This is a genomic window from Streptomyces sp. NPDC017991 (assembly GCF_044328075.1).
In the GTDB taxonomy this organism is placed as follows: Bacteria; Actinomycetota; Actinomycetes; order Streptomycetales; family Streptomycetaceae; genus Streptomyces.
In genome coordinates, this window is record NZ_JBIRGP010000003.1 from 1 (window position 1) to 24,228 (window position 24,228).

Annotated in this window: 18 protein-coding genes and 1 tRNA gene; 9 read left to right on the forward strand and 10 right to left on the reverse strand. The window is 69.3% G+C overall.

Annotated features, from left to right (window positions below):
* Positions 1 to 135: 135 nt before the first annotated feature.
* The 4 genes from ACH4DZ_RS08625 to ACH4DZ_RS08640 all read right to left on the reverse strand — a co-directional run bounded on the left by ACH4DZ_RS08625 (position 136) and on the right by ACH4DZ_RS08640 (position 4,730).
* Positions 136 to 978 carry an S-methyl-5'-thioadenosine phosphorylase gene (locus ACH4DZ_RS08625; protein WP_398286247.1) on the reverse strand — a complete coding sequence of 281 codons (843 nt, stop codon included), beginning with the start codon at positions 976 to 978 and terminating at the stop codon, positions 136 to 138.
* A gap of 97 nt (positions 979 to 1,075) precedes the next feature.
* Entirely contained in the window at positions 1,076 to 1,429 is a 354-nt protein-coding gene (locus tag ACH4DZ_RS08630) for an FmdB family zinc ribbon protein (protein ID WP_398286248.1), read from the reverse strand.
* Between the two features lie 69 nt (positions 1,430 to 1,498).
* The gene (locus ACH4DZ_RS08635; RefSeq protein WP_398286249.1) at positions 1,499 to 2,860 is read right to left on the reverse strand and encodes an MFS transporter; all 1,362 of its coding nucleotides are present in this window, start codon (positions 2,858 to 2,860) and stop codon (positions 1,499 to 1,501) included.
* 343 nt (positions 2,861 to 3,203) lie between these two features.
* Positions 3,204 to 4,730 carry a potassium/proton antiporter gene (locus tag ACH4DZ_RS08640; protein ID WP_398287043.1) on the reverse strand — a complete coding sequence of 509 codons (1,527 nt, stop codon included), beginning with the start codon at positions 4,728 to 4,730 and terminating at the stop codon, positions 3,204 to 3,206.
* Positions 4,731 to 4,961: 231 nt separating this feature from the next.
* On the opposite strand from ACH4DZ_RS08640, the gene ACH4DZ_RS08645 reads away from it, so the two are divergent.
* The gene (locus ACH4DZ_RS08645) at positions 4,962 to 7,760 is read left to right on the forward strand and encodes a penicillin acylase family protein (protein WP_398286250.1); all 2,799 of its coding nucleotides are present in this window, start codon (positions 4,962 to 4,964) and stop codon (positions 7,758 to 7,760) included.
* Between the two features lie 90 nt (positions 7,761 to 7,850).
* On the opposite strand, the gene ACH4DZ_RS08650 is transcribed toward ACH4DZ_RS08645, so the two are convergent.
* On the reverse strand, positions 7,851 to 8,474 hold the full coding sequence (locus tag ACH4DZ_RS08650) for a 5-formyltetrahydrofolate cyclo-ligase (RefSeq protein WP_398286251.1): 624 nt from the start codon (positions 8,472 to 8,474) through the stop codon (positions 7,851 to 7,853).
* Positions 8,475 to 8,568: 94 nt separating this feature from the next.
* Here ACH4DZ_RS08650 and galU point away from each other — a divergent pair, with 94 nt between their 5' ends.
* From galU to ACH4DZ_RS08685, 7 genes are all read left to right on the forward strand, one after another.
* Positions 8,569 to 9,471, forward strand: coding sequence for a UTP--glucose-1-phosphate uridylyltransferase GalU (gene galU / locus ACH4DZ_RS08655; protein WP_398286252.1), 903 nt, complete (start codon positions 8,569 to 8,571; stop codon positions 9,469 to 9,471).
* A gap of 4 nt (positions 9,472 to 9,475) precedes the next feature.
* Positions 9,476 to 10,798 carry a gephyrin-like molybdotransferase Glp gene (glp, locus tag ACH4DZ_RS08660; RefSeq protein ID WP_398286253.1) on the forward strand — a complete coding sequence of 441 codons (1,323 nt, stop codon included), beginning with the start codon at positions 9,476 to 9,478 and terminating at the stop codon, positions 10,796 to 10,798.
* Between the two features lie 73 nt (positions 10,799 to 10,871).
* The gene (gene moaC / locus ACH4DZ_RS08665; protein WP_189774961.1) at positions 10,872 to 11,351 is read left to right on the forward strand and encodes a cyclic pyranopterin monophosphate synthase MoaC; all 480 of its coding nucleotides are present in this window, start codon (positions 10,872 to 10,874) and stop codon (positions 11,349 to 11,351) included.
* Positions 11,348 to 11,959 carry a molybdenum cofactor biosynthesis protein B gene (locus tag ACH4DZ_RS08670; RefSeq protein WP_398286255.1) on the forward strand — a complete coding sequence of 204 codons (612 nt, stop codon included), beginning with the start codon at positions 11,348 to 11,350 and terminating at the stop codon, positions 11,957 to 11,959. The genes moaC and ACH4DZ_RS08670 overlap by 4 nt, the downstream gene beginning before the upstream one ends.
* A gap of 26 nt (positions 11,960 to 11,985) precedes the next feature.
* Complete coding sequence (locus ACH4DZ_RS08675) at positions 11,986 to 12,615, forward strand: GNAT family N-acetyltransferase (protein WP_398286256.1); 630 nt, start codon at positions 11,986 to 11,988, stop codon at positions 12,613 to 12,615.
* A gap of 177 nt (positions 12,616 to 12,792) precedes the next feature.
* On the forward strand, positions 12,793 to 14,250 hold the full coding sequence (gene glpR, locus ACH4DZ_RS08680) for a gephyrin-like molybdotransferase receptor GlpR (RefSeq protein ID WP_398286257.1): 1,458 nt from the start codon (positions 12,793 to 12,795) through the stop codon (positions 14,248 to 14,250).
* Positions 14,251 to 14,358: 108 nt separating this feature from the next.
* A tRNA-Ala gene (locus tag ACH4DZ_RS08685) sits at positions 14,359 to 14,432 on the forward strand.
* 256 nt (positions 14,433 to 14,688) lie between these two features.
* On the opposite strand, the gene ACH4DZ_RS08690 is transcribed toward ACH4DZ_RS08685, so the two are convergent.
* Complete coding sequence (locus ACH4DZ_RS08690) at positions 14,689 to 16,365, reverse strand: hypothetical protein (RefSeq protein ID WP_398286258.1); 1,677 nt, start codon at positions 16,363 to 16,365, stop codon at positions 14,689 to 14,691.
* An 83-nt stretch (positions 16,366 to 16,448) separates the two neighbouring features.
* Entirely contained in the window at positions 16,449 to 17,360 is a 912-nt protein-coding gene (locus ACH4DZ_RS08695; protein WP_267026691.1) for a hypothetical protein, read from the reverse strand.
* A 93-nt stretch (positions 17,361 to 17,453) separates the two neighbouring features.
* Here ACH4DZ_RS08695 and ACH4DZ_RS08700 point away from each other — a divergent pair, with 93 nt between their 5' ends.
* A complete protein-coding gene (locus ACH4DZ_RS08700) occupies positions 17,454 to 17,771 on the forward strand; it encodes a helix-turn-helix domain-containing protein (RefSeq protein ID WP_398286259.1) in 318 nt (105 codons plus the stop codon).
* Between the two features lie 225 nt (positions 17,772 to 17,996).
* On the opposite strand, the gene ACH4DZ_RS08705 is transcribed toward ACH4DZ_RS08700, so the two are convergent.
* From ACH4DZ_RS08705 to ACH4DZ_RS08715, 3 genes are all read right to left on the reverse strand, one after another.
* Positions 17,997 to 18,509: a hypothetical protein gene (locus tag ACH4DZ_RS08705; RefSeq protein WP_398286260.1), complete on the reverse strand. Its 513-nt coding sequence runs from the start codon at positions 18,507 to 18,509 to the stop codon at positions 17,997 to 17,999.
* A 1,005-nt stretch (positions 18,510 to 19,514) separates the two neighbouring features.
* Complete coding sequence (locus ACH4DZ_RS08710; protein WP_398286261.1) at positions 19,515 to 19,913, reverse strand: hypothetical protein; 399 nt, start codon at positions 19,911 to 19,913, stop codon at positions 19,515 to 19,517.
* A 900-nt stretch (positions 19,914 to 20,813) separates the two neighbouring features.
* Positions 20,814 to 24,188 carry a HelD family protein gene (locus ACH4DZ_RS08715; RefSeq protein WP_398286262.1) on the reverse strand — a complete coding sequence of 1,125 codons (3,375 nt, stop codon included), beginning with the start codon at positions 24,186 to 24,188 and terminating at the stop codon, positions 20,814 to 20,816.
* Positions 24,189 to 24,228 lie beyond the last annotated feature (40 nt).

A 24,228-nucleotide genomic window follows, 5' to 3' on the forward strand; every position in this document is an offset into this window, starting at 1 on the left:
GCCCCGCCCCCCCCCCCCCCCCCCCCCCCCCCCCCCCCCCGCCGCCCCGCCCGCCCCCCCCCCCCCCCCCCCCCCCCCCCCCCCCGCTCCCACCACCTCGGCCCGCCCCCGCCCCCAAGCCCCCGCCCCCGCCCACTACGGCAACGCGATCCCCGGATCCATCCCACCCAACGCGGAAGCACACGGACAATCCCGCGAATCCCCCGCCGGCAGCCCGGCAACCGCGTCGAACAGAACCCCCCGCAACCGCCCCACGTTCGCAGCGAACACCTTCAGCACCTCGTCGTGCGAGACACCCTCCCCCGCGGCGGCCCCCGCGTCGAGATCGGTGACCAGGGTCATCGACGTGTAGCAGAGCTCCAGTTCACGAGCGAGCGCCGCCTCGGGATGCCCGGTCATGCCCACCACGGACCACCCCTGCGCCCGGTACCAGAGAGACTCCGCGCGGGTCGAGAACCGCGGCCCCTCGATCACGACGAGTGTCCCGCCGTCCACCGCCTCCCACTCCCGCCCACGCGCCGCCGCGAGCGCGACCCCGCGCCCGACGGGGCAGTAGGGGTCGGCCAGCGACACATGCACGACGTTCGGCGTACCGCCGTCGTGCAACGGCACCCCGTCGAAGAACGACTGCGCCCGGGACTGCGTACGGTCCACGAACTGGTCCGGCACGAGCAGCGTCCCGGGCCCGTACTCGGGGCGCAGCCCGCCCACGGCACACGGCCCGAGCACCTGCCGGGCGCCGACGGAACGCAGCGCCCACAGGTTGGCCCGGTAGTTGATGCGATGCGGCGGCAGATGGTGCCCGCGTCCGTGGCGGGGGAGGAAGGCGACCCGTCGCCCGGCGACCTCGCCGAGGAAGAGGGAGTCGCTGGGCGGCCCGTAGGGGGTGTCCACCTGTATCTCGGTCACGTCGTCGAGGAACGAGTAGAAGCCCGACCCGCCGATGACGCCGATCTCGACGTTCTCCGTGTTCGCCATGGACGGCACCCTAACGGGGCCCGGGAAACGCCGAAGACCCCGCCGTGCGCGTGAGGCGCGACGACAGGGTCCTGTAAGGAAAAGGCGCGAGAAAGCGTCAGGCGGCGTTGCTGCCGGAGGACGAACTCGGGGACGACGACTTCGATGACGACGACTTCGAGTCCGACGAAGACGAAGACGAGGACGAGGACGTGGAGTCCGACGAACTGGACGACTTCGAGTCGGACGACGAGCCCGAGGACTTCGCCGTCGCCGGGCTGCTGCTCGACGACGAACCGCGGCTGTCGTTGCGGTAGAAACCGGAGCCCTTGAAGACGATGCCTACTGCGGAGTACACCTTCTTCAGGCGGCCACTGCAGTTGGGGCACACGGTCAGGGCGTCATCGGTGAACTTCTGCACCGCCTCAAGGCCTTCGCCGCACTCGGTGCACTGGTACTGGTAGGTCGGCACTGTGTCTTCCTCCTGGCACTCTCACTCAGTGAGTGCTAACGACGGTCCATACTGACGTATTCCTCGGGATCAGTCCACTGCCACCGGCACGCGGTGACCCACGCCACGTGCGACGGTACGGCTCACAGCCGGCGGAGCGAGCCGCGAACGCAGGCCCACCAGGGTCGCCAGAGCGAGCAGCGTGCCGCCCATCGGGACCAGGAAACCGGCCCCGTCCCAGAGGCGGTCCTCCAGCTGACCGGCGATCATGACGGCGGCAGCCTGGCCGAGTGCGACCGCGCCGGTCAGCCAGGTGAAGGCCTCAGTGCGGGCGCCCACCGGCACCAGCCCCTCGACCAGCGTGTAGCCGGTGATCAGGGCGGGCGCGATGCACATGCCGACCACCAGACCGGTCCCGGCCAGGACGACCACCGACTGCGCCGCCCACAGCCCGGAGGCGGTCAGCGCCAGGGCCGCGTACCCGATGAGGAGGCGGCGGCGCGGGGCCACCTTCCAGGCGATCGCGCCGCAGACGATGCCGGAGAGCATGTTGCCCGCGGCGAACGTCCCGTACAGGACGCCGTTCAGGCCGGGCTCGCCGATCGACTCGCTGAACGCGGCCAGCGAGACCTGCATGCCGCCGAAGACGGCACCGATGCCGAGGAAGGCCACGACCAGCACCCGCACACCGGGGACGCCGAGCGCGGAAACGGCCTTCACGCGTGCGTGCCCGCCGTCACCGGCCCCCGAGCCGCCGGCAGCGCCGGCCCCGACTCCCACAGGCGGCTGGGAGCCCCGCTGGGCGGCGAACAGCAAGCCACCCACCAGCGTCAGCGCGGCCTCGGTGAGCAGTCCCGCGGCCGGGTCCACGGCTGTGCACAGGGCGGTCGCCAGAAGCGGCCCGAACACGAAGGTCAGCTCGTCCGTGACCGACTCGAAGGCCGCCGCGGTCGTCATGAGGGGCGAGCCCTGGAGCTTGGCGCCCCAGCGGGCCCGCACCATGGGCCCCACCTGCGGCACCGAGGCGCCGGTCGGTACGGCGGCCGCGAACAGGGCCCACAGGGGAGCGTCCGCGAGGGCCAGCGCGGTCAGGGAGAGGCCCGCCAGCGAGTGGACGACGACGCCGGGGAGCAGCACGGCCCGCTGGCCGTGCCGGTCGGCGAGACGGCCGGTGAACGGCGCGAACAGGGCCATGGCGACACCGGTCACGGCGGCGACGGCGCCGGCTGTCCCGTACGAGCCGGTGGTGTGCTGCACGAGGAGCACGATGGAGATGGTCAGCATCGCGAACGGCTGGCGCGCGGCGAAGCCGGGGAGCAGGAACGTCCAGGCGCCGCGTGTACGCAGCAGCTGCCCGTATCCCGGGCGGGCGGAGACCGGAGTGCCGGTGGAGCCCGCAGTTCCGGTGGAGTCCGGCGTCCCGCCGGTCTCCTTGGTGACCGTGGATGCCACGGCCGTGCCTTTCTGCCGCCTGGTAGCGCGGCCCCTGTGGCGGGGCGCTGGGCGCCGAGAGCTGTCCTCTTGCGCGGAACTGCGGTAGATACCGGGCCGCCCGCCGAAAGGGGCACCGCGGCCGCCATACGGTCGCGCCAGCACTGCGTCAGGCAGAGTTGGTTCGATCAAGTGTGCCTTGATGATACAGGTCCGACCGGGGCCGGCCCTGTGAAAACCAGCACCCTCGAACCCGGCGCCTGGGTTTCACAACGCGCCGACCCCGCCCCCACCGGACCCCGGCTCTCACCGGACCCCGGCCCCCGCCAAGCCCCACCCCGCCTCGCCCCACCCCGCCTCGCGCTCAGCGATCCCCGCCGGTCCCCAGCCAGTCCGCCAGCTTTCCGCCCTGGCCGACCGCGCGCAGCCGTCGCTCGGCGGCGTCGCGGACAGGGTCCGTCGCGACGACGAGCAGTTCGTCGTCGCGCCGCAGCACGGTCGTGGGCAGCGGAACGAACGATTCTCCACCGCGTACGACCAGCGTGACCGCGGCCCCCGCGGGCAGCCGCAGCTCGTTGATCTCGACGCCGTGCATCTTCGACCCGTCCGGGATGGCGACGGACAGCAGATGTCCGCGCAGCCGCTCCAGGGGCGCCGACTCGATTCCCAGGTCGGCGGTCTCGGAGTCGGACGTGGACAGCCCCAGTTTCCGGGCCAGCCAGGGGAGCGTCGGCCCCTGGACGAGGGTGTAGACGACGACAAGGACGAACACGATGTTGAAGATGCGACGGCTTTCCTCGACGCCGCTCACCATCGGGATCGTGGCCAGGATGATGGGCACGGCGCCGCGCAGTCCGGCCCAGGACATCAGCGCCTGTTCCTGCCAGCGCATGCGGAACGGCAGCAGGGCCAGCACGACACTCAGTGGCCGCGCCACCATGGTCAGCACCAGGCCGATGACGAGCGCCGGCCAGATGTCGTCGCCCATCTCGTGCGGTGTGACGAGCAGGCCGAGCAGCACGAACATGCCGATCTGCGCGATCCAGCCGAGCCCGTCGGCGAAGCCGCGGGTGGCGGGCCAGTGCGGCAGCTTCGCGTTGCCGAGCACCATCGACGCCAGATACACGGCGAGGAAGCCGCTGCCGTGGGCCAGCGCCCCGGCCGCGTACGCGGTGACCGCGATGGCCATGACCGCGATCGGATAGAGACCGGAGGCGGGCAGCGCCACATGCCGCAGCCCGTACGCCCCCAGGAAGCCCACCGCGAGCCCGATGGCCGCTCCGATGGTCAGCTCCAGCGCTATCTCGCCGATCAGGTGGTACCAGTGATCCACCGGACCGGCCGTGGAGAACGCGACGACGAGGATGACGACCGGGGCGTCGTTGAACCCCGACTCGGCCTCCAGGATGCCCGTCACGCGCGAGGGGAGGGGCACCTTCCGAAGCACCGAGAAAACAGCCGCCGCGTCCGTGGAGGACACCACCGCGCCGATGATGAGCGCCTGCCGCCACTCCAGCCCGATCAGGTAGTGGGCCGCCGTCGCCGTGACGCCGACGCTCACCGAGACGCCGACGATCGCCAGCGAGGAGGCGGCCGCGAGTCCCGGCCTGACCTCCTTCCACTTCGTGCCCAGACCGCCCTCGGCGAGGATCACGACAAGGGCCGCGTATCCGATGACCTGGGTCAGTTCGGCGTTGTCGAAATGGACGTCGCCGATGCCGTCCTGGCCCATGGCGACCCCGATGCCCAGGTAGACGAGCAGGCTGGGGAGTCCGCTGCGCGAGGAGATCCGAACCGCTGCCACCGCGACGAGCAGAACGAGCGAGCAGACGAGCAAGAGCTGGTTGAGGTGGTGGACAGTCAGCGGCTGTTCCCTTCTCGTCGTTCCGATCCTGCTGTCCCGAGTGGCTCGGTTTGATCGGTTTTACCAGCGCGACTACTTCGTTACCTTACCTAACTCTTGACGCTTTCTTGACACTTGCCAGGGCAAGATCGAACTTTCGTCCGCACGGGTTCCCGACACCGCGTCAAGCCGGGGTTGGCCCTGCGCCTATGGTTGCTCCAGCGTTCAGTCAAATGGACAAGCCCGTCTGCCGCTCGCGTGAGGACAGCAAGGACAGCGATGCCCCCCAACACCACCGCATCTTCCGGTCAAAAGCCCGGCAAGTCCGGCAGGAAGAAGGGGCGCAGAGCCCGTCTGATCCTGATCGTCCTGGTTCTGGCCATTGTCGGCGGTGTCGCCTACGGAGCGTTCTGGAGCATCAGCACCGTCCGCGCCTCCTTCCCGCAGACCAAGGGTTCCATCACGCTCGACGGCCTGTCGGGGCCCGTGGAGGTCAAGCGGGACGGCTACGGCATCCCGCAGGTCTACGCCTCGACCGACGAGGACCTGTTCATGGCGCAGGGCTACGTCCAGGCGCAGGACCGGTTCTACGAGATGGACGTCCGCCGCCACATGACGGCCGGCAAGCTCTCCGAGATGTTCGGCGAGAGCCAGGTCGACAACGACGAGTTCCTGCGCACGCTCGGCTGGGAACGGGTGGCGGAGAAGGAGTACAAGAGCAAGCTGTCGGCCGGGACGAAGAAGTATCTCCAGGCGTACGCCAAGGGGGTCAACGCCTACCTGAAGGGCAAGGACGGCGCGGACATCTCCCTGGAGTACGCGGCCCTGGGCTTCACCAACGACTACGCGCCCAAGGAGTGGACCCCGGTCGACTCCGTGGCCTGGCTCAAGGCGATGGCCTGGGACCTGCGCGGCAACATGCAGGACGAGATCGACCGCTCCCTGATGACCAGCCGGCTCGGCCCCAAGCAGATCGCCGACCTGTACCCGCAGTACCCGTACGACCGGAACAAGCCGATCGTGCAGGAGGGCCGGTACGACACGGTCACCGGCGAGTACTCGCAGAGCAGCACCGACTCCGGCACGGGTACGGGCACAGGGACGGGTACGGGCACGGGTACTGGCGGTACGCAGTCCTCGGCGGGCAGCGGGCTCACGAACGGCACCGAGGCACCCGCGGGGCTGGAGAGCCAGCTGTCGGGCCTCTACGGCGTGCTGGACGACGTCCCCGAGGCCGTCGGCGTGAACGGCAACGGCATCGGTTCCAACTCCTGGGTCGTCGGCGGCGCCCACACCATCAGCGGCAAGCCCCTGCTGGCCAACGACCCGCACCTGTCGCCCTCGCTCCCGTCGGTCTGGTACCAGATGGGCCTGCACTGCAACGGCATCTCCGAGAAGTGCCAGTACGACGTCTCCGGGTACACCTTCGCGGGCATGCCCGGTGTGGTCATCGGCCACAACCAGGAGATCGCCTGGGGCATGACGAACTCCGGCGCCGACGTCACCGACCTCTACCTGGAGAAGCTCACCGGGGAGGGCTACGAGTACGACGACAAGGTGCTGCCCTTCACCACCCGCAAGGAGAAGATCGACGTCGCGGGCGGTGCGAGCAAGACCATCACCGTCCGGGAGACCAACAACGGACCGCTGCTGTCCGACCGCGACGACGAACTCGTGAAAGTCGGCAAGAAGGCCGGTGTCGACAGCGCCGCCCCCGACCGCGGCGACGGATACGGCATCGCCCTGCGGTGGACCGCGCTGGACCCGGGCACCTCGATGGACGCCGTCTTCGCGATCGACAGGGCCACCGACTGGACGGCCTTCCGCAAGGCGGCCACCCTCTTCGACGTCCCCTCGCAGAACCTCGTCTACGCGGACCGCGAGGACAACATCGGCTACCAGCTGCCGGGCCGGATCCCGATCCGCGGCGAGGGCGACGGCTCGCTCCCCTCACCCGGCTGGGACTCCAAGTACCGCTGGACCGGCTACATCGACCAGGACGAACTGCCCAACGAGTACAACCCGAAGCGCGGCTACATCGTGACCGCCAACCAGGCCGTGGTCGACAAGGACAAGTACCCGTACACGCTCACCACGGACTGGGGTTACGGCACCCGCAGCCAGCGGATCTCCGACCTCATCGCGTCGAAGATCAAGAACGGCGGCAAGGTCTCCACGGACGACATGCGCCAGATGCAGCTCGACAACAGCAGCGAGATCGCCAAGCTGCTGGTGCCCAAACTGCTCAAGATCGACGTGCCCGACAAGGACGTCCGCGAGGCGCAGAAGCTCCTGGAGGGCTGGAACTACACCCAGGACGCCGACTCGGCCGCCGCCGCGTACTTCAACGCGACCTGGCGCAACATCCTCAAGCTCGCCTTCGGCAACAAGCTCCCCAAGGAGCTGCGGGTCAAGGGCCAGTGCCTGTACGTCGAACCGACCGACTCCACCGGCCCGGTCGACGACGAGGACGACAAGGTGCGCGAGTGCGGCCAGCGCGACGCGGACAGCGCCCAGCCGGACGGCGGTGACCGCTGGTTCGAGGTGGTGCGCAAGATCCTCGACGACGAGGACAACGACTGGTGGACGACGCCCAAGACGCGTAACGACAAGGCCGTCGACACCCGTGACGAGCTCTTCGGCCGGGCCCTCGCGGACGCCCGCTGGGAGCTGACCGCCAAGCTCGGCAAGGACCTGGACACCTGGAGCTGGGGCCGGCTGCACCGGCTGTACCTCAAGAACCAGACCCTGGGCACCGACGGCCCCGGCTTCCTGCAGTACATGCTCAACCGCGGCCCGTACAACATGGGCGGCGGCGAGGCGGCGGTGAACGCCACCGGCTGGAACGCGGCGGGCGGTTACTCGGTGGTCTGGGTGCCGTCGATGCGCATGGTGGTCAACCTCGAAAACTTCGACAAGTCCAAGTGGATCAACCTGACCGGGGCCTCCGGCCACGCGTACAGCGCCCACTACATCGACCAGACGAGCAAGTGGGTCAAGGGCGAACTGCTCCCGTGGGTCTCCTCGGACCGGGCCGTCGACAAGGCCACGTCGGACACGCTGGTTCTGCAACCCTGACAGGCGTCGGTAGAACCTGACAGGCATCGGTGAAAGGGCCCTCCACGCACGCGTGGAGGGCTTTTTCACGTTGTTTCGCGTGTCGGGTGCCTACAGGATGCGGCGGAAGCGGTGGACTCCCGAAGGGGTCACCGCCGCGTGCACCGGCCGGTCGTGCGGCTCCTCGGGTACGTGGCCCACCACTTCGGAGTCGTACAGCAGCACCACCAGGGCCGGATCCGCGCCCGCCCGCTCCAGCCGCGCGAGCACCCGGTCGTACGATCCGCCGCCACGGCCGAGCCGCATCCCGCGCCCGTCCACGGCCAGACCCGGCAGCAGCACGGCGTCGGCGCCGAGCACGCCCTCCGGACCCAGGCGCCCGCCCGCAGGCTCCAGAAGGGTCATCCGGCCCCCGTGCCGGACCGATACGAGCGAGTCCGGGCCGGCGTAGGTGCCCCAGTCGAGGTCGTTGTCCGCGAGGAGCGCGGGGAGCAGGACGTGCACACCGCGCGCGTGGAGTGCGTCGAGGAGCGCACGGGTGCCCGGTTCGCTCCCCACGGAGACGTACGCCGCCACCGTGCGCGCACGCGCCAGCTCGGGCAGCTCCAGCGCGCGGGCGGCGAGTACGGCCTCCGTCTCCCGCACGTCATCGGCCGTCAACCTGTTCCTCACCGTGAGGATCCCGCGCCGCAACGAACGCTTGCCAGAGTCCTCTTCAGGCCTCAGGTGACTCATGGATTTGTCCCGTACCCTTCATAATGCGCTCATATGAGAGCGAATTAACCGGAGCCACAGATTCACTACAAAGGCACCGGATATGGTGTCGGGCATGACTCAGTCGCACCCCAGGATCAGCAAGGCTGTCATCCCCGCAGCAGGTCTCGGCACCCGGTTCCTGCCGGCCACCAAGGCCACTCCCAAAGAGATGCTGCCGGTCGTGGACAAGCCGGCGATCCAGTACGTGGTCGAGGAGGCCGCATCCGCCGGCCTCGACGACGTCCTCATGATCACGGGCCGCAACAAGCGCCCGCTGGAGGACCATTTCGACCGCAACTACGAGCTGGAGTCGGCCCTTCAGAAGAAGGGTGACGCCGGCCGGCTCGCCAAGGTGCAGGAGTCGAGCGACCTCGCCACCATGCACTACGTCCGCCAGGGCGACCCCAAGGGCCTCGGCCACGCCGTGCTGTGCGCCGCCCCGCACGTCGGCCACGAGCCCTTCGCCGTGCTCCTCGGCGACGACCTGATCGACCCGCGCGACCCGCTGCTCCAGCGCATGGTCGACGTCCACGAGCAGTACGGCGGCAGCGTCATCGCGCTCATGGAGGTCGAGCCCGAGCAGATCCACCTCTACGGCTGCGCCGCGGTCGAGGTCACCGAGGACAGCGACGTCGTCAGGGTGACCGGCCTCGTCGAGAAGCCCGAGCCGGCGGACGCCCCCAGCAACTACGCGATCATCGGCCGCTACGTGCTCGACCCGCACGTCTTCGACATACTCCGTACGACCGAGCCCGGCCGCGGAGGCGAGATCCAGCTCACCGACGCCCTCCAGCAGCTCGCGGACGACGAGAAGATCGGCGGCCCCGTGCACGGCGTCGTCTTCAAGGGCCGCCGCTATGACACCGGTGACCGCGGGGACTACCTGCGTGCCATTGTCCGACTCGCGTGCGAACGTGAAGACCTGGGCCCGGACTTCCGGACCTGGCTTCGCAGTTACGTCACCGAGGAGATGTAGCAATTTGAGCAGCGCCGCGACCCGTGCCACCGGCCAGGACCACCTCTGGTCGGTGACCGAGCACCTGGAGGACATCCTCGCGACCGTGCGGCCCCTGGACCCCATCCAGCTGCAACTCCTCGACGCCCAGGGCTGTGTCCTGGTCGAGGACGTCATGGTGCCGGTGTCCCTGCCGCCCTTCGACAACAGCTCGATGGACGGGTACGCGGTCAGGGTCGCCGATGTCGCGGGCGCCAGCGAGGAGTACCCGGCGGTCCTCACGGTCGTCGGCGACGTGGCGGCGGGCCAGTCCGAGCTGCTCCATGTGGGCCCCGGCCAGACCGCCCGCATCATGACGGGCGCCGAACTGCCGCCAGGCGCCGAGGCGGTCGTCCCCGTGGAGTGGACCGACGGCGGCCTCGGCGAGGGCCCCGTCTCCGGGATGCGCGCGCGCAGCACGTCCCCCGAAGGCGCCTCGGGACAGGTGCACGTCCACCGCCCGGCGGCAGCACGCGCGCATGTGCGCGCGAAGGGCAGCGACGTGAACGCAGGCGACCGCGCCCTGTCCGCGGGCACCGTCCTCGGCCCCCCGCAGATCGGCCTGCTCGCCGCGATCGGCCGGGGCACCGTCCGCGTCCGCCCCCGCCCGCGCGTGGTGGTCATGTCCACCGGCAGTGAACTCGTCCAGCCCGACGGCGAGTTGGAGAGCGGCCAGATCTACGACTCCAACAGCTTCGCGCTGTGCGCCGCGGCCCGTGACGCCGGAGCGATCGCCTACCGGGTGGGCGCCGTCGCCGACGACGCCGAGACACTGCGCGCCACCATCGAGGACCAGCTCATCCGCGCCGACCTCGTGGTCACCACGGGCGGCGTCAGCGTCGGCGCGTACGACGTCGTCAAGGAGGCGCTCTCCTCGGTCGGCGACGAGGACGAGGCGGGCGGCGGCATCGAGTTCCGCAAGCTCGCCATGCAGCCCGGCAAGCCCCAGGGCTTCGGCACCATCGGCCCCGACCACACCCCGCTCCTCGCCCTCCCGGGCAACCCCGTCTCCTCGTACGTGTCCTTCGAGCTGTTCGTGCGCCCCGCGATCCGCACCCTGGCGGGACTGGACGACGTCCACCGGCCCACCACCCGGGCGACCCTCCGTACGGAGAAGTCGCTCACCTCGCCCGCCGGCCGCCGTCAATTCCTGCGCGGCCGGTACGCGGACGGGGAAGTGACGCCCGTCGGCGGCGCCGGATCCCATCTGATCGCGGCCCTCGCGCACGCCGACGCGCTGATCGTCGTCCCGGAGACCGTCGAGTCCATGGAGTCCGGCACCGAGGTCGACGTGGTCCTCCTGGGCTGAGAGCTCCGGGTTGGGGGTACCGTGTCGCGCACGACAGGCACGACCGGGAGCGCCGCCACAGCATGAGTACGGCATGAGCACGCAGGACAGACTGACCCACATCGACGAAGCGGGTGCCGCCCGCATGGTCGACGTGTCCGAGAAGGACGTGACGGCCCGCACCGCGCGCGCGAGCGGCCGCGTCCTGGTCTCGCCCCGCGTGATCGAGCTGCTGCGCGGCGAGGGCGTGCCCAAGGGCGACGCCCTCGCCACCGCGCGCATCGCGGGCATCATGGGCGCCAAGCGCACACCGGATCTCATCCCGCTCTGCCACCCGTTGTCGGTGTCGGGTGTCAAGCTTGACCTGTCGGTCGCGGACGACGCCGTCGAGATCCTGGCCACCGTGAAGACCACCGACCGCACGGGCGTCGAGATGGAGGCCCTCACCGCGGTCACCGTGGCGGCTCTCACCGTGATCGACATGGTCAAGGCGGTCGACAAGGGGGCGGTCATCACGGACGTGCGCGTGGAGGAGAAGACGGGCGGCAAGTCGGGCGACTGGAGCCGGCCATGACGGGCGCCCCCCAGACCCCCCAGCCCCCACAGGTTCTCCAGACCCCTCGTACCCCCCGGACCTCAGCGGCCCCGGCGGGCCCGCCGGCCGGCGCCGCGCTGACCGCTCCGTACAGCGCGCTCGTCGTGACGGCCTCGAACCGCGCGGCGGCGGGTGTCTACGAGGACAGGGGCGGCCCCCTGATCGCGGAGGCACTCGCGAAGTTCGGCTTCGCCGTCGACGGCTCGTGGGCGGTCCCCGACGGCGACCCCGTCGAGAACGCTCTGCGGGTGGGGGTCGCGGCCGGCTACGACGTCATCGTGACCACCGGCGGCACAGGCATCTCGCCCACCGACCGCACGCCGGAGGCCACGCGGCAGGTGATCGAGTACGAGGTACCGGGCATTCCCGAGGCCATCAGGGCGTTCGGACGGGAGAAGGTGCCCACGGCGGCGCTCTCCCGGGGCCTGGCCGGGGTCGCCGAGGGGACGCTGATCGTGAACCTGCCGGGTTCCACCGGCGGGGTCAGGGACGGCCTGGCCGTCCTCGAACCCCTGCTGATCCACGCCGTCGACCAGCTCCGCGGCGGCGACCACCCCAGACCCGGCGGCAGTGGGGGTGCGAGCTGAACAGCCCATCCTGGCCGGTCGAGCTGGTGCACGGCGATGTGGTCCTCAGGCCCATAAAGCTGCGCGACCAGCGAGCCTGGCGCGACGTCAACCGGCGCAACCGGGACTGGCTGCGCCCCTGGGAGGCGACCATCCCGCCGCCCACCCCCAGCGGGCCGATCACCCACCGGCCGACGTACCGGCAGATGGTCCGGCATCTGCGCGCCGAGGCGAACGCGGGGCGGATGCTGCCGTTCGTCATCGAGTACCAGGGGCGGCTCGTCGGACAGCTGACGGTCGCGGGAATCACCTGGGGCTCCATGTGTTCGGGCCATATCGGCTACTGGGTGGACGAGTCGGTCGCCGGACGCGGAGTGATGCCGACGGCCGTGGCACTCGTGTCCGACCACTGCTTCCGAACCGTTGGTCTGCACCGCATCGAGGTCTGCATTCGGCCCGAGAACGGTCCGAGCCGACGGGTCGTCGAGAAACTCGGATTCCGTGACGAAGGTCTCCGTCCGCGTTATCTCCACATCGACGGAGCCTGGCGCGACCACCTCGTCTTCGCGCTCACGGCCGAGGAGATCCCCGAAGGACTGCTGGCCCGCTGGCGCCGGACACGCACGAGGAACGCGTCCGAAAACTCACCTCGGGACACCCCCCGGAACACCGCGTAAATGAAATAGATGTTCGAAAATGATCGGTGATCGACCATCCTCGGGCATTAATTTCATGCTCTCGGCGGCCTGCTGATCGCATCGGTCACAAAAAAAGCTCGAAATATCAGCCAGATCGTGCGACACACCGGCTCAATTGGCAGATGGCCTCATGCAAACCCCTCTACCGTGTGAGGCGTGAGCAGCAGCGGCCTCATCTACGCAGTCATTGTCGGGGCCTGGGCCGCCTACTTGGTGCCGATGTGGCTCCGTAGGCAGGACGAGCTGAATGAGGCCCGTCCGACGGAACGCTTCAGCACCGCCATCCGGCTTCTGTCCGGACGAGCGGGCATGGAGCGCCGGTACGCCAAGGACCTGCAGGCGCGCTCCACCGAAGAGGGGGAGCAACGCGCCGACCCGGACGGCGTCACCGACTCGGTGGACGTCCGGGCCTTCGCCATGCCTCCGACGCGCCGTGAAGTACGGGCGAACGTCGACGAGGCGCGTGATGCGCGGGACGCGCGTGACGCGCGGTCCGAGGCGCAGCACGCCCAGGCGCAGGCCCAGCACGCACAGGCTCAGGCGCAGCAGGCCTCCAGACAGGCGCAGGCGTCGAGGCAGGCCGCGAAGCAGCAGGCGCTGCAGCAGGCGTCGGAACAAGAGGCGCGCCAGGCGGCACGGCAGGCGGCCGCGACGGCCCCCAAGCCCGGCGCCCGCCCCGTGCCGCAGCAGGGCGCCAAGCCCTCGAAGACGTCCAGCGCCTCGAAGACGTCCGGCGCCTCGAAGGCATCTGGCGTCGCCGCGAAGGCGTCGAACGGAGCGACCGCGTCGTCCCCCGCGCGACGGGCCGCCGCGGCGGAGGCCGCAGCCCGCGCCCGGCGCTCGAAGGTGCTCGCGCGCCGACGGCGTACGACCGTCATGCTCTTCTTCGCCTTCACGCTCGGTGCGATCGTCGCGGCCGTCGGCGGACTCGCGTTCCTGTGGGCGCCCGGGGTGCCCGCCGTGATGCTGAGCATCTACATCGCGTATCTGCGCTCCCAGGAGCGTCGGCGCTTCACCTATGTGATGGACCGCAGGCATGCCGAGGCCGCGGCGCAGCGGCTGCGCGAGCGGCAGCCGCGCCGGCGGCCCCCGGCCGACCCGGGCGCCGCCGACGAGCCGGAGGACGGACCCGAGCCCGACACCGACCCCGGCATGTCGGCGCTCGCGGCGGACCGCCGTGCCCTCGTCGAGCAGACCGATCACGCGGAGTGGGTCGACCAGCAGCGCGAGCGCCGCAACGGGCCCGCTCGCGGTGAGAGCTGGGACCCCGTCCCGGTGCCCCTGCCGACGTACGTGACGGCACCGGTCGCCCCGCGTGCGACGTCCGACGTCGACCTGGGCGCGCCCGACGCGTGGAGCTCGGCCCGGTCCAGCACGGTCGGGCCGAACGCGGACCGCACGGCGGCGGAGGCGGCGCAAGCCGCCGAAGCGGCCGAGGCGCAGCAGGAGCTGGGCGAGCCCGACGGGGATGGCGGGGAGGACGGGGACGACAACTCGGACAGCGCCGCGGACGCCCGCCGCGCGGCCTCGGCCCGCCGGGCCCGCGAACGGGGCCGTACGCCCCTCTTCGACCAGTACGAGGACGGCGACCGGCCACGCGCCGCCAACGAGTGACGACACCTCAGAAGTCCACCGAAGGCCCTGCCCCTGACCAGGGGGAGAGCCACCGGGAACGGATTTCCAAGCACCCGGACCGGGATGCTAGAGTTTCACTCGTTGCAAGGGCCTGTGGCGCAGTCTGGTAGCGCACCTCGTTCGCATCGAGGGGGTCTGGGGTTCAAATCCCCACAGGTCCACCGCAGGGCCGTTCACGGGTTTGCCCCGGAACGGTTCACGAGATCCCGGTCAGACGGTCACCGTCTGACCGGGATCTCGTCGTTTGAGCTCCTGCTTGTATGAAAGTCAGCCTGCCGGGCCGCCGGGAAGCGCGGCGGCCCGCGTCGGAACGGACCGGGGGTCGGGATGCGGACATGCCGCGGGGACCGCAGGCGTGGAGGCAGGCTCCTGCGGTCTCGCGACGTGTCGATCTTCAATTATCCGGAACGTGCCCGCTCAGGGGCTACGGCTCAGCGCCTGGGAGCGGGGCGAGACCGTCAAGCTGATCGTCGGGTAGGGCAGAAGGACGTCGTTCGGCTCGAGGTCGAGGCCTGTGATCGCGCTCTGCTTGCTCGCGGCCAGGTACTGCTCAAGTTCCTTGATGTTGTGGACCATGACGGTGATGGCGGACAGGAGGGTCTGGGCGACGCGACCACGGGGCTGACGCCTCTCGCGGGCGTGCAGGGCGGAGTCGACAGACTTCAGCCGCCCGTTGCCACCTTCGATGTGAGCCCGCAGCGTCTGGTAGGCCAGGGCCCAGGAGGGCGTCTGCCAAGGCAGCTCCTGGCGCGTGCGGGGCATGACGTGCGCCTGCACGGTGACGGAGGACTGGCGGCAACATTTGGGGCGTTCGGCGAGCGGCAGGGCTGGGGGCTCTACGGTGGGCCGGCTGGCGGGGTGCGCGGTGCGCTCCCTGTGGGCATCGAGGTTGATGACGACCGGTACGGGCTCCCTCTTCGGTGGTGCGCCGCGGCCCTCACGCTCCTGTGCCCAAGGGCAGTTGAGCTTGGTGATGGGGCAGGCGAACCGCTCGGTTCCGCGATCGTCGAGTGTGTCCTTGCGGGTGAGCGCGTACGTCTCGATCTCCTGCAGCCGCTCTCGGAGCGGGATGCGTTCACGCTCGTTCTTGGCGGTGCGGATCTGCGAGTACAGGTCGAGCAAGCGGCGTGGCGTGAGGGGGCAGAAGAGCCGACCGACCTTCGTGATCGCGCCCTGGTGATGGCCTTCCGCCCTGGCGGAGGTGACCTGGGGCCCAGTGAAGTCGAGCACGGGCATGTAGCCGAGGGCACGCATCGGCCGGTGGAAGTTCTCGGGGAGGAGTTTGGTGTAGGCGCGGTCGGCCGCTGTGAAGCCACGGAGCTCTGTGAGCTGCGCCAGCACGGCGCTGACGTAGTGGGCGTGGCGGCCCATGTCCTTCTCCGGCGTATGCAGCACCATGCCGAGGATCAGCTGTGGGTAACGGCCAGCTCGGTCCGGGTCGGCGTGGGCCGCGATGGCGAGCGTGGCGCTGTAGCCGAACTCCCGGTCGCCGCCCCCCTTGTAGTGCCAGTTCGCGCTCGCCTCCAGAGCGGAGCGCTTGCGTGTGTGGGGACGGGCCCAAGTTGGCACGCAGGTGGTGTCGATCGCAGTGTCGCCGCGCCAGTGGCGCATCAGACCTTTCACGAAGGCGATGCGGACCGGGGCGGTGACCAGCCGGTTGGCCAGTTCTTCCAGACGGCGGAGAGCGGGCTGTCCGTGTTCACCGTTCCACTGAGCGGCCACTTTGCGGCCTGCTGCTCTGGGAAGCCGACTGCGGCGCTGGTGCGGTGCAGCGTCCAGCAGTCGGTTCATGCGAGTCCAGGCGCGGTGGAAGCGGTTGTAGAGCGCGTTGACCGCGTCCTGGTCCTCGATGTCACAGGTCGGAATGGCGAGGTGGGCGCGCAACCGCTCGCTGGTGCCGAACGTCATGATCTCGAAGGCATCGTCGAGGTTGCCGCTGGTCCTCTCGTAGCTCGCGCAGACCAGACCGAGCAGAACCAGACGGACGGGGTACCCGGGCGGGCCCGGCAGCCCTGCAAACTGGGCCTCGATCATCTCAACGACGCCGCTCTGATGGAGCGTGCGCCGAAGCTTCATGATCTTGCTGTCGGCCATCTTGGACGGCTCGTGTGAGCGCGGGTACGGGCGGCGGGGGCGGCCGTTGCCAGGTTGGTAGCGGGGGTCATCGGCGGGCGTTCTCATGCCGAGCCGCGCAGCATGCGGGCGGTGGCCGCGGTGGTGAGCGGGGGGACCGATGCCCGGTAGGGGGCCAGGGCGGCGGTCGACTTCATGCCAGCCGCCCTGGCGATGACATCTTCTGGGACACGTTGGCGAAGGAGCTCAACGATCCAGGTGCTGCGCAGCCGGGCCAGCTTCAGTTCGGGAAGCCCCGATGCACCCTTCAACGTCCGCTCGGCCCAGTTGGACACACCGTTCTTCGGGTCGTCGACCTGGCGTTGGGGCAGGAACAGGTATCCGTCACCTGCGGCACACGCCCTTGCGGCGAGAGACTCCTCCCACATCGCTCGGCAGACCACCAGCCGATCGCTGCCCGGTACTGCGACGACCACCGCCTCCGACGGCAGCACGGTGATGTCGGTGCCGCGGGTGGCCAGTACCTCGCGGCGTGCCAGTCCGCAGCCGGCGCCGAGGGCCAGCAGGGACAGGGCGCTACCGCCGAGGGTGGAAGTAGGAGGCAGTGTGCGGGCCCACATCAGGTAGCGGGCGAGTTCCGGCGGGGTATAGGGGGCGGCGCGCTGCCGCTTGGCGCTCATCCGAGGTGTGGGTTGTTGCCCGTACTCCAGCCACAGCAGCGCCTCACGGATACGCAGCAGGATGCTTCGGTACGTCTGGATGGAACTGCCTTCGAGTTTCGTCCGCGCGAGCAGGTAACGCGTCATCACCTCTGGTGCCAGCCAGGCCAGCGGGTCGCGGGCAATGCCGATGCGTTCGGCGTACACAGCGAGTCCGGAGAGCGCGAGCATCAGCTTCGGCACCGGGTACGGGACGGAATCGCAGGTCGCAGCCGCCACCATGCGAACCCCATCGGCGACCAGGGGCCATTCCGATGGTTCCTCCGACGGCTGGTAGCCGAGGATCGCGCCGCTCATGTCCGTCTCCAAAGGAACACACCACGAGCAGTGGCTACACAAATGGCCACCTGTTTCGTGAGTGTGCACTTCGACTGTCAGGAGCGCATGCGCATGACCGGAGGACGAGGCCGCAGTGTGCCGCCGCGGGAGCTGGCTCGGGACCCGGAGAACTGGCCCGAGGCGACGTTCGTTGACCACCCCCAGGCCAGGGTGGTGCAGGCCGTCGCACAGGCTCTGACCAGGCAGATGACCATCCAGGGACTGGGGCTGCGGCGCGTGGCAACTCGCAGCGGCGTCAATCGCCAGGCCGTCGCGAATCTTCTCGCCGGCAGTAGCTGGCCGGATGTGGCGACTCTGAGCCGTCTGGAGGACGGGCTCGGTGTTGGCCTCTACCCGGGTACCAATGATCCGGGATCGACGCATTGCTGAACCTCCGGAACCCGCACGGTGTCTGCGCAGGCAGGATGGATTGGGCTCAGCACGCCACAGGTAGCCCAGCGGTGGGCTACCCTCAAAAATGGCATGCAGAAGCCCCTAACCGGACTCACATGCTCGGTGCCGCCGAGACTGATCCCTTGGCGGCACCACCAATTCACCCTCGTCCACGCCGTGCTGATCCTTCACGACAGTGGACGTGTTGCTAAGCGGCGCTTCCTATTGCTTCACCTCCGTGCCGGCGTACAGGCCTGGTCCAACCTGCTGCAGGTATCCCTTGGTCACCAGGCGGTTAAGCCGGTGACGCATCCGTTCTATTTCTGTTCGAGGTGCGCCCTTGTCGACCAGAGGGATGACGACGTCCTTGGGGCTCATTGGTCGATCTGCCGAGGCCACCAGTGTGACGATCTTCCGGTTCAGCTCCGTAAGTGGGCCAGAGGGCATCGAGGGCTGCTGCTTGCCGAGGCTCGACTCTTCATGCAGCCTGGTGGTTTCTGAAGCGTCATCCATGGAGGGCTGCGGAGAAGTCCCGCCGCCGTTCTTGGGGGGAGGCCCGCTCTCAGTAGCCTGCTCCGGGGGTACCTCTTCGAGGAGCTGGGCTGCAGTACGCCGCGTGATCGCCAGTGCGGCCAACCGCTCCTCCACCTCGGCGATCTCCGCGCGCAGTCGGCTGGCCAGCTCCCGAGCGGCGTGCTCCTCCGCGTCGAGACGCTGAAAGAGCATCTCACTCATGGACTGACTCCACATCAGAAGCTGTTCTGCTAGGCCAGTTGTGCGCAAGCTTTTCCGCACCTTGCAAGCAACCCTCACTTTAGAGCCAGCGCATGGCCTTACGCGGGGCCTTGCAAGATTTGGCCCTGCGCAAGAGGCACTTCCCCAGCAAGTCGCATCCGAAGAGCTTGCAGACCTGGCCCGCCGTGGTGACGGCGAGGTTTGCGTGGGCAGACTGGAAGTTGCCGTGCGGCGGATGGTTCGTTCACCCTGTTGTCGTAAGTGGCTTTCAACAGAGGGTGATTGGCCCGCGTCCGGCGGGCAAGGCTCTGGTTGGAGGAGCATTGTGGGCAACCGGGGGCAAGGCCAGCTTGCGCGGATGTCGTGCAGCGCGCCCGCAGTCAGCGAGCCACGCGTGCGGTGGTGGACCAGCCCTACCTCGATGCCCGCGAAGCCGTCCCCGGCCTCGTCGCGGAGATCGGAAGTCATCGCAGACAACTGGAGGCCAGCGACGATTATCTCACCGGGTGTCGACGCAGGCGCGGGACCGGGCCGCTCGGTTCTTCTTTAGGGGCGGTGACGGCGGCTCGGCCGAAGAGGAACTGGGCCTGTCCCGACAGGAGTTGATTGCGTCTCGTGAGTCCGGCGACGTACTGGCCGCAGTAGACATCGAGGCTGGGTGGTGGCGCACCCGGTTACGGCGTGCCCTGCAGGATGATCCCCGAGGCAGCGGAAGAATTGCGGTTGATGCTTTCAGAGTTGGCTGCGGGACCGGAGAGAGCCGACGTTTTGTGCCCAACAGCATCAGCGGGCGTGTGCAGCACGGCCCGGTGGTTCAGAGGAAGAACTTCTCTGGGCTGACGTTCAATGCCGGTGACGGTCCCGCCCGGGCAGGGCGAGGGCGTCGGGCACCGCCCGGGGGGCCGCGTGTCAGGAATGAGCCGTCCAGGAACGTCAACGGCTGACATCAGGCGAGCGCCGTCCAGGGGGCAGCACAGCGCCAGCGGCTGTCGACGCTACCGGCGCCTACCCGCGAGCCGTGGCAACTCCCGCTTGCGGGGCGATTCTTCGGGCAGCGGCGGCCGTGATCTGTTCGGGGGCGAACTCGGCCACCAGACGATCCAATACTGTGTTCAGGCGAGCAGCTGTGTCAGCCTGATCGCGGGCGATGGCATCCAGCAGTGACTGCTTCACGTACTCGTCCGGATCCTGCCCGGCGACCGCGGCAGCGTCCTGCACCCTTGAGCGCACCTCTTCGCTCACCTGCACGCTGAGCAAATGCATGCCGTCCTTGTCCGCGTACGCGGTCCACAAAGCGTCGATAGGCAGCAGATTCTCCAGTGCCGCCCAGACGTCGCGCAGTGCGGCCTGCCGGTTTGCCGCGCAGATCACGGTCAATAGCCGGACCTGGTCCGCGGAAACCACGAGCGGGAGCCGACTTTCGCGGCGAGCGGCTTTGAGCTCCTTATTTACCGCGGACGGACCAACGTGATCTCGATGGCGTGGAGGGACACACCCACTCCTATTCGTGAGGGAATGATGCCTCCGTCCGCCAGCGAGGGGTTCAGTCGCGGGCGGGAGGCCGTGGAGCAGGCGGAGTCATCGGCCGGAAGAGGCGTGAACCAGATGCGTAACAGCCCATGGCTGGTCTCAGTGAAGGGTGATCGGACCGTCCGGCAGCCACCCGTCGAGGTAGCCGTGGACAAGATCAGTGGTGCTGTCGACGTGTGATTCCTGCAGGACATGGTCCAGGGTCGCGCGCGGCGTCCAGACGGCGGTTGGGCCGGGATGGTCCACAGTGACCGAGCTTGGGGATGGGGAAGACCCGGTGCGAGCGAGAAAGACGCGCTCTTCTACTCGTACGAGCGATGGATCATCAGGAGGAGGGGCCCAGCGCCGCCCGACCACTGACCCCCACCGCACGGGTCGGCCAGTGAACGAGCGTGCTGCCACCCGGGCAGCGGCTTCTGCGTAGGACTCCGAGAGCCTGACATTGGCCTGCGGCAAGGCCCAGTGACCGGAGGCCCAACCGGGATGGTGGAAAAGAGCCACCTGCTCGTCGGCGTCGATAACGACGAGAGTGGCCATGCGGCGGAATCGAGGACCGGGAAGACCCATGAGGACAGCATCGACGTATGGCCAGACAAATAGCCACCTGGGTGGGCTGAAAGGGCTACAGGGGCGAGTCTCAAGCGACCTGGGTTCTGGCGCTCGCGAAGAGGACGCGGTTCGCGTTGCGCGAGGCATAGGGCGCCTGCGGTGCTGGTGCCGCGCTGGATGACATGCGCCCGGGCCCCCTGCGGCGCGGGCGCATGTCGGACGGGGTTACTGCTGGACGAGGCCCAATGCAGTCTCCTTGTCGAGGCCGCCCCAGCTGTCCGGAGTTCGCCACAGGACGTGGACGCCGAAGACGTCGTGGACGGTGTCGGCCGACCAGTCTTCTACCGGCGGTTCGCACAGGACCAGGTAGAGGCCGGTGGCCGGGACGGGGAGCGTGTGGTTGATCTCGAGGAGGCGGGTCGCTCCGGAGCGGAGGTCCTCATACGTGGAGCGGCCGGCCCCCAGAACCTCGTAGATGAAGAGGCCCTCGCTGGTGACGCAACTGACGTCGACGACCGTGGAGTCGGCCGGCTGCAGGTCCGACCACAACAGGGCCGACTTCAGCGCGTGGCGCACAGCCTCGTGTTTCCTGCATGTACGGTCGGCAGCCGCCGACGTCTCCAGGGCGCGCAGGAAACCCTCCTTCGTGGTCGCTGCCTGTGTGGCGGGGACTTCTTCGACGGCGGTCACGGGTTCGGTTTCCTTCTGCTCGGGTTGATGCGCAGCGGTGGTGGGGGTGTTCTCGAAGTCCAGTTCGGCCGCAGCGGCAAGGCGCGCCTTGAGCGTTTCCCGTGCTTCGGCCAGGGCCTGGGTCCAGCCCGAACTCGCAAGGTTCTCCCGGAGTCGACTCACGTCCGGCGCCTCGTCCTTGAGCGCACGGTTCGTGCTTGCCGCGAGGTCGCGCAGCGCGCTCAGCCGGTGCCTGTCCGGAGAACCGAGCACGCGCCGTACGTCCACCCAGTCCGCCTGGTCGCGGCGGAGGACGCGGTTGGCCATGCCCTGGAGCTCGGAGAGGCGGCTGCGGGCATCCTCCGAAACAGTGCCGCCGTCACCGCTGGTCAGTTCGTCGAGAACGCCGAGCGCCGCAACATAGCGTTCCGCCATCCTGGGCGAGATGGGCAGGTGGCCACGCTGGTCGGCTGTGAGCACGCTCTGGTTCGTCTCGTTGGCGAACACCCAGCAGTCCAGGTCCTCGCCCGGACGCGGGGAAACCGAGCCGTGCCGGACGGTCAGGACCAGCGTGCGGTCGATGGCGGGAGACAGGGCCTTGACCTTGTAGCGGCCGCCGGGCCCAGGGCCGATGACCCGGACCCGGATGTCGGCCCCGATCTCGGGGACGTCACCCGGTCCTGTGTTGGCTTCGGCTTCGGTGGGTGGTGGTTCGGTGGTGTCAGCGGTGTTCGTGAGGCTCTCCGGGAGCGGGGAGGTGTGCAGGACGGTCAGGCTTTGCGTGCTGCGGGTGAGGGCGATGTAGAGCTGGCGCAGGCCCGCCGGGCCGCGATCGGCGATGGTGGTGGGTTCGACGACAAGGACGTGGTCGTACTCCATGCCCTTGGCCTGGGCCGCGGCCAGTACGGACACCGCCTCGCGGCTCTGGCCGGTGATGTCGGCACTCTGATCCAGGTGGCGGCTGATCTCGTCGAGCCAGCCTGAGTCGTCGGGGACGATGACGGCCACCGAGCGCAGGGTGTGCCCGTCGCTTGTGCCCACCAGGCGAGTGGCCTGGGCGACGGTGTCGTCGAGGAGCTTCCACGGCTCCGTCGACACGGTTCGGACAGCGTCCTCGCCGGCTTCGCGCACGGCCTGCGGGTAGGGCAGCGCCGGGGCGACCGCACGGGCCAGGGGTGCGACGAAGTCCATGATCTCGGCGGGCACGCGGTAGCTCGTGTTCAGCTGGGCGACGCGCCAGTCGCCGTGGTCGGAGAGGAGGGCGCCGAGGCGGTCCCAGTCCGCGTACGTGTGGGGCCCGGTGGCTTGGGCGAGGTCGCCGAGGACCGTCATGGAGCCGTTCACCGCGCATCGGCGGCGCAGGGAGCGGGCCTGCATGGGGGTGAGGTCCTGTGCCTCGTCGACGACGATGTGTCCATAGCGCCGTGGGGTTTCCCCGGCGATGAGGTACCCGAGTTCTTCGAGGCAGACGCGGTCGTCGAGGGTCCAAGGGTCGTCGGCGGCGGTGGCCGCCCGGGGGCGGTGCAGGGCGGCCTGCTCCTCGTCGGCGAGGATGCTGTCGGCGCACGTGCGCAGGAGGTCCGGCGAGTCGTAGAGGCTCCGGAGCGCTTCCCTGGCGCCCGGTGACGGCCAGACACGTTCGATGAGGCGCTCGACTCGGCGGTTGCGTTCCAGGTCGCGGCGGATGGTGTCGTCGCCGCGGCGGCGCGGGGCAACGGCCATGAGTTCCTGCAGAAGGCGGTCGACGAGCAGGCTGCGGAAGCGGTCGCGCCGATCACGGTAGGCGCCGTCGCCGCCGCGGGCCTCGTCGAGGAGGGTGAGGAGTTCGGAGCGCGGGATGCGCAGGGTCGTGCTGCCTGCTGTGACGGTGAACGCTGCTTCGTCGCCCTCGTAGGAGGGGGCGGTGGTGAGTGTGTCGAGGGCCTCGGGACGGCACTCGTTCTCGACCCGTCGCCTCAGGACGGCCGCCATACGCTCGTCGGACTTCACCAGCCGCGCCTGCGGGGTGTCGGAACCGAGGATCTCGCCGTCCCACAAGCGGGTCAGCTGCACGGCGTTGACGTCGCGGGTGCCGAGGGTGGGTAGGACCTGACCGACGTAGTTGAGGAACCGCTGGTGAGGGCCGACGACGAGAATGTCCTGGGCCTTGAAGTGGTTGTTGTTGACCAGCCACGTCACGCGGTGCAGGCCGACCGCGGACTTGCCGGTGCCTGGGCCGCCCTGCACGACGAGGATGTCGGAGGGTGAACCTGTGACCAGATCCATCTGGTCGCGGCGGATGGTCTCGACGATGTCCCGCATGCTGCCGCTGCGCGAGCGCTGGAGTTCACGCAGGAGGAAGTCGTCGGGTTGCAGCGGCTTCTGGCGCTGGACACGGGTGATGTCGGCAGGTGTGGGGACGGGCGGGCGCGGTGTTCCTCCCGCCCGGGTGACGGTGGCGGGTGCCGCGGGCTGGGCCTCCGGCTCGGCGTCCGCCGGCCGCGGCTGCGGAACGGGGGCGGTGATGGCGATCTCGTCGAAGTAGTCCTCGACGAGATTCCGTACACAGCGCAGTTGCCGCCGCAGGAGCACCTCGCCCGGGGCGTCGGGCTGAGCCTCGAACCACTTCTTGGCCAGCGGGCTGGTCCACAGGAGGACCACACGGTCGCTGGTCGCGGGGTCGCTGACGCCACGTCGTCCCACATACCAGGGCTTGTGCTCGTCCTGTACATCGATGCGGCTGATGACCAGCGATTCGTTGCCGAGTCCGTCGTATGCCGCGGCCCGCTCCTCGGCCTCGACCCGGTTGGCGATGCTGTCCTTGCCGCTGGCCGAGGCCGAGACGACGGACCCCTCGGTCATTTCGGCCAGTCGCGCGGCGTAGCAGTCATAGGCGCGGTCAACCGCCTTCTGCTCGATGGCGATGGTCTCGTCGCGCGTAACGGTGCCCATGTGTATTCCCCTCCCTTGCAGCACCCGAAGGACGCTGCGA

Coding starts and splice junctions, on each gene's coding strand:
- ACH4DZ_RS08705 (WP_398286260.1), bottom strand. CDS start 18,509: ATGAGTGAGATGCTCTTTCAGCGTCTCGACGCGGAGGAGCACGCCGCT.
- ACH4DZ_RS08690 (WP_398286258.1), bottom strand. CDS start 16,365: ATGGCCGACAGCAAGATCATGAAGCTTCGGCGCACGCTCCATCAGAGC.
- ACH4DZ_RS08650 (WP_398286251.1), bottom strand. CDS start 8,474: ATGAGTCACCTGAGGCCTGAAGAGGACTCTGGCAAGCGTTCGTTGCGG.
- ACH4DZ_RS08700 (WP_398286259.1), top strand. CDS start 17,454: ATGACCGGAGGACGAGGCCGCAGTGTGCCGCCGCGGGAGCTGGCTCGG.
- ACH4DZ_RS08625 (WP_398286247.1), bottom strand. CDS start 978: ATGGCGAACACGGAGAACGTCGAGATCGGCGTCATCGGCGGGTCGGGC.
- galU (WP_398286252.1), top strand. CDS start 8,569: ATGACTCAGTCGCACCCCAGGATCAGCAAGGCTGTCATCCCCGCAGCA.
- ACH4DZ_RS08645 (WP_398286250.1), top strand. CDS start 4,962: ATGCCCCCCAACACCACCGCATCTTCCGGTCAAAAGCCCGGCAAGTCC.
- moaC (WP_189774961.1), top strand. CDS start 10,872: ATGAGCACGCAGGACAGACTGACCCACATCGACGAAGCGGGTGCCGCC.
- ACH4DZ_RS08695 (WP_267026691.1), bottom strand. CDS start 17,360: ATGAGCGGCGCGATCCTCGGCTACCAGCCGTCGGAGGAACCATCGGAA.
- ACH4DZ_RS08670 (WP_398286255.1), top strand. CDS start 11,348: ATGACGGGCGCCCCCCAGACCCCCCAGCCCCCACAGGTTCTCCAGACC.
- ACH4DZ_RS08715 (WP_398286262.1), bottom strand. CDS start 24,188: ATGGGCACCGTTACGCGCGACGAGACCATCGCCATCGAGCAGAAGGCG.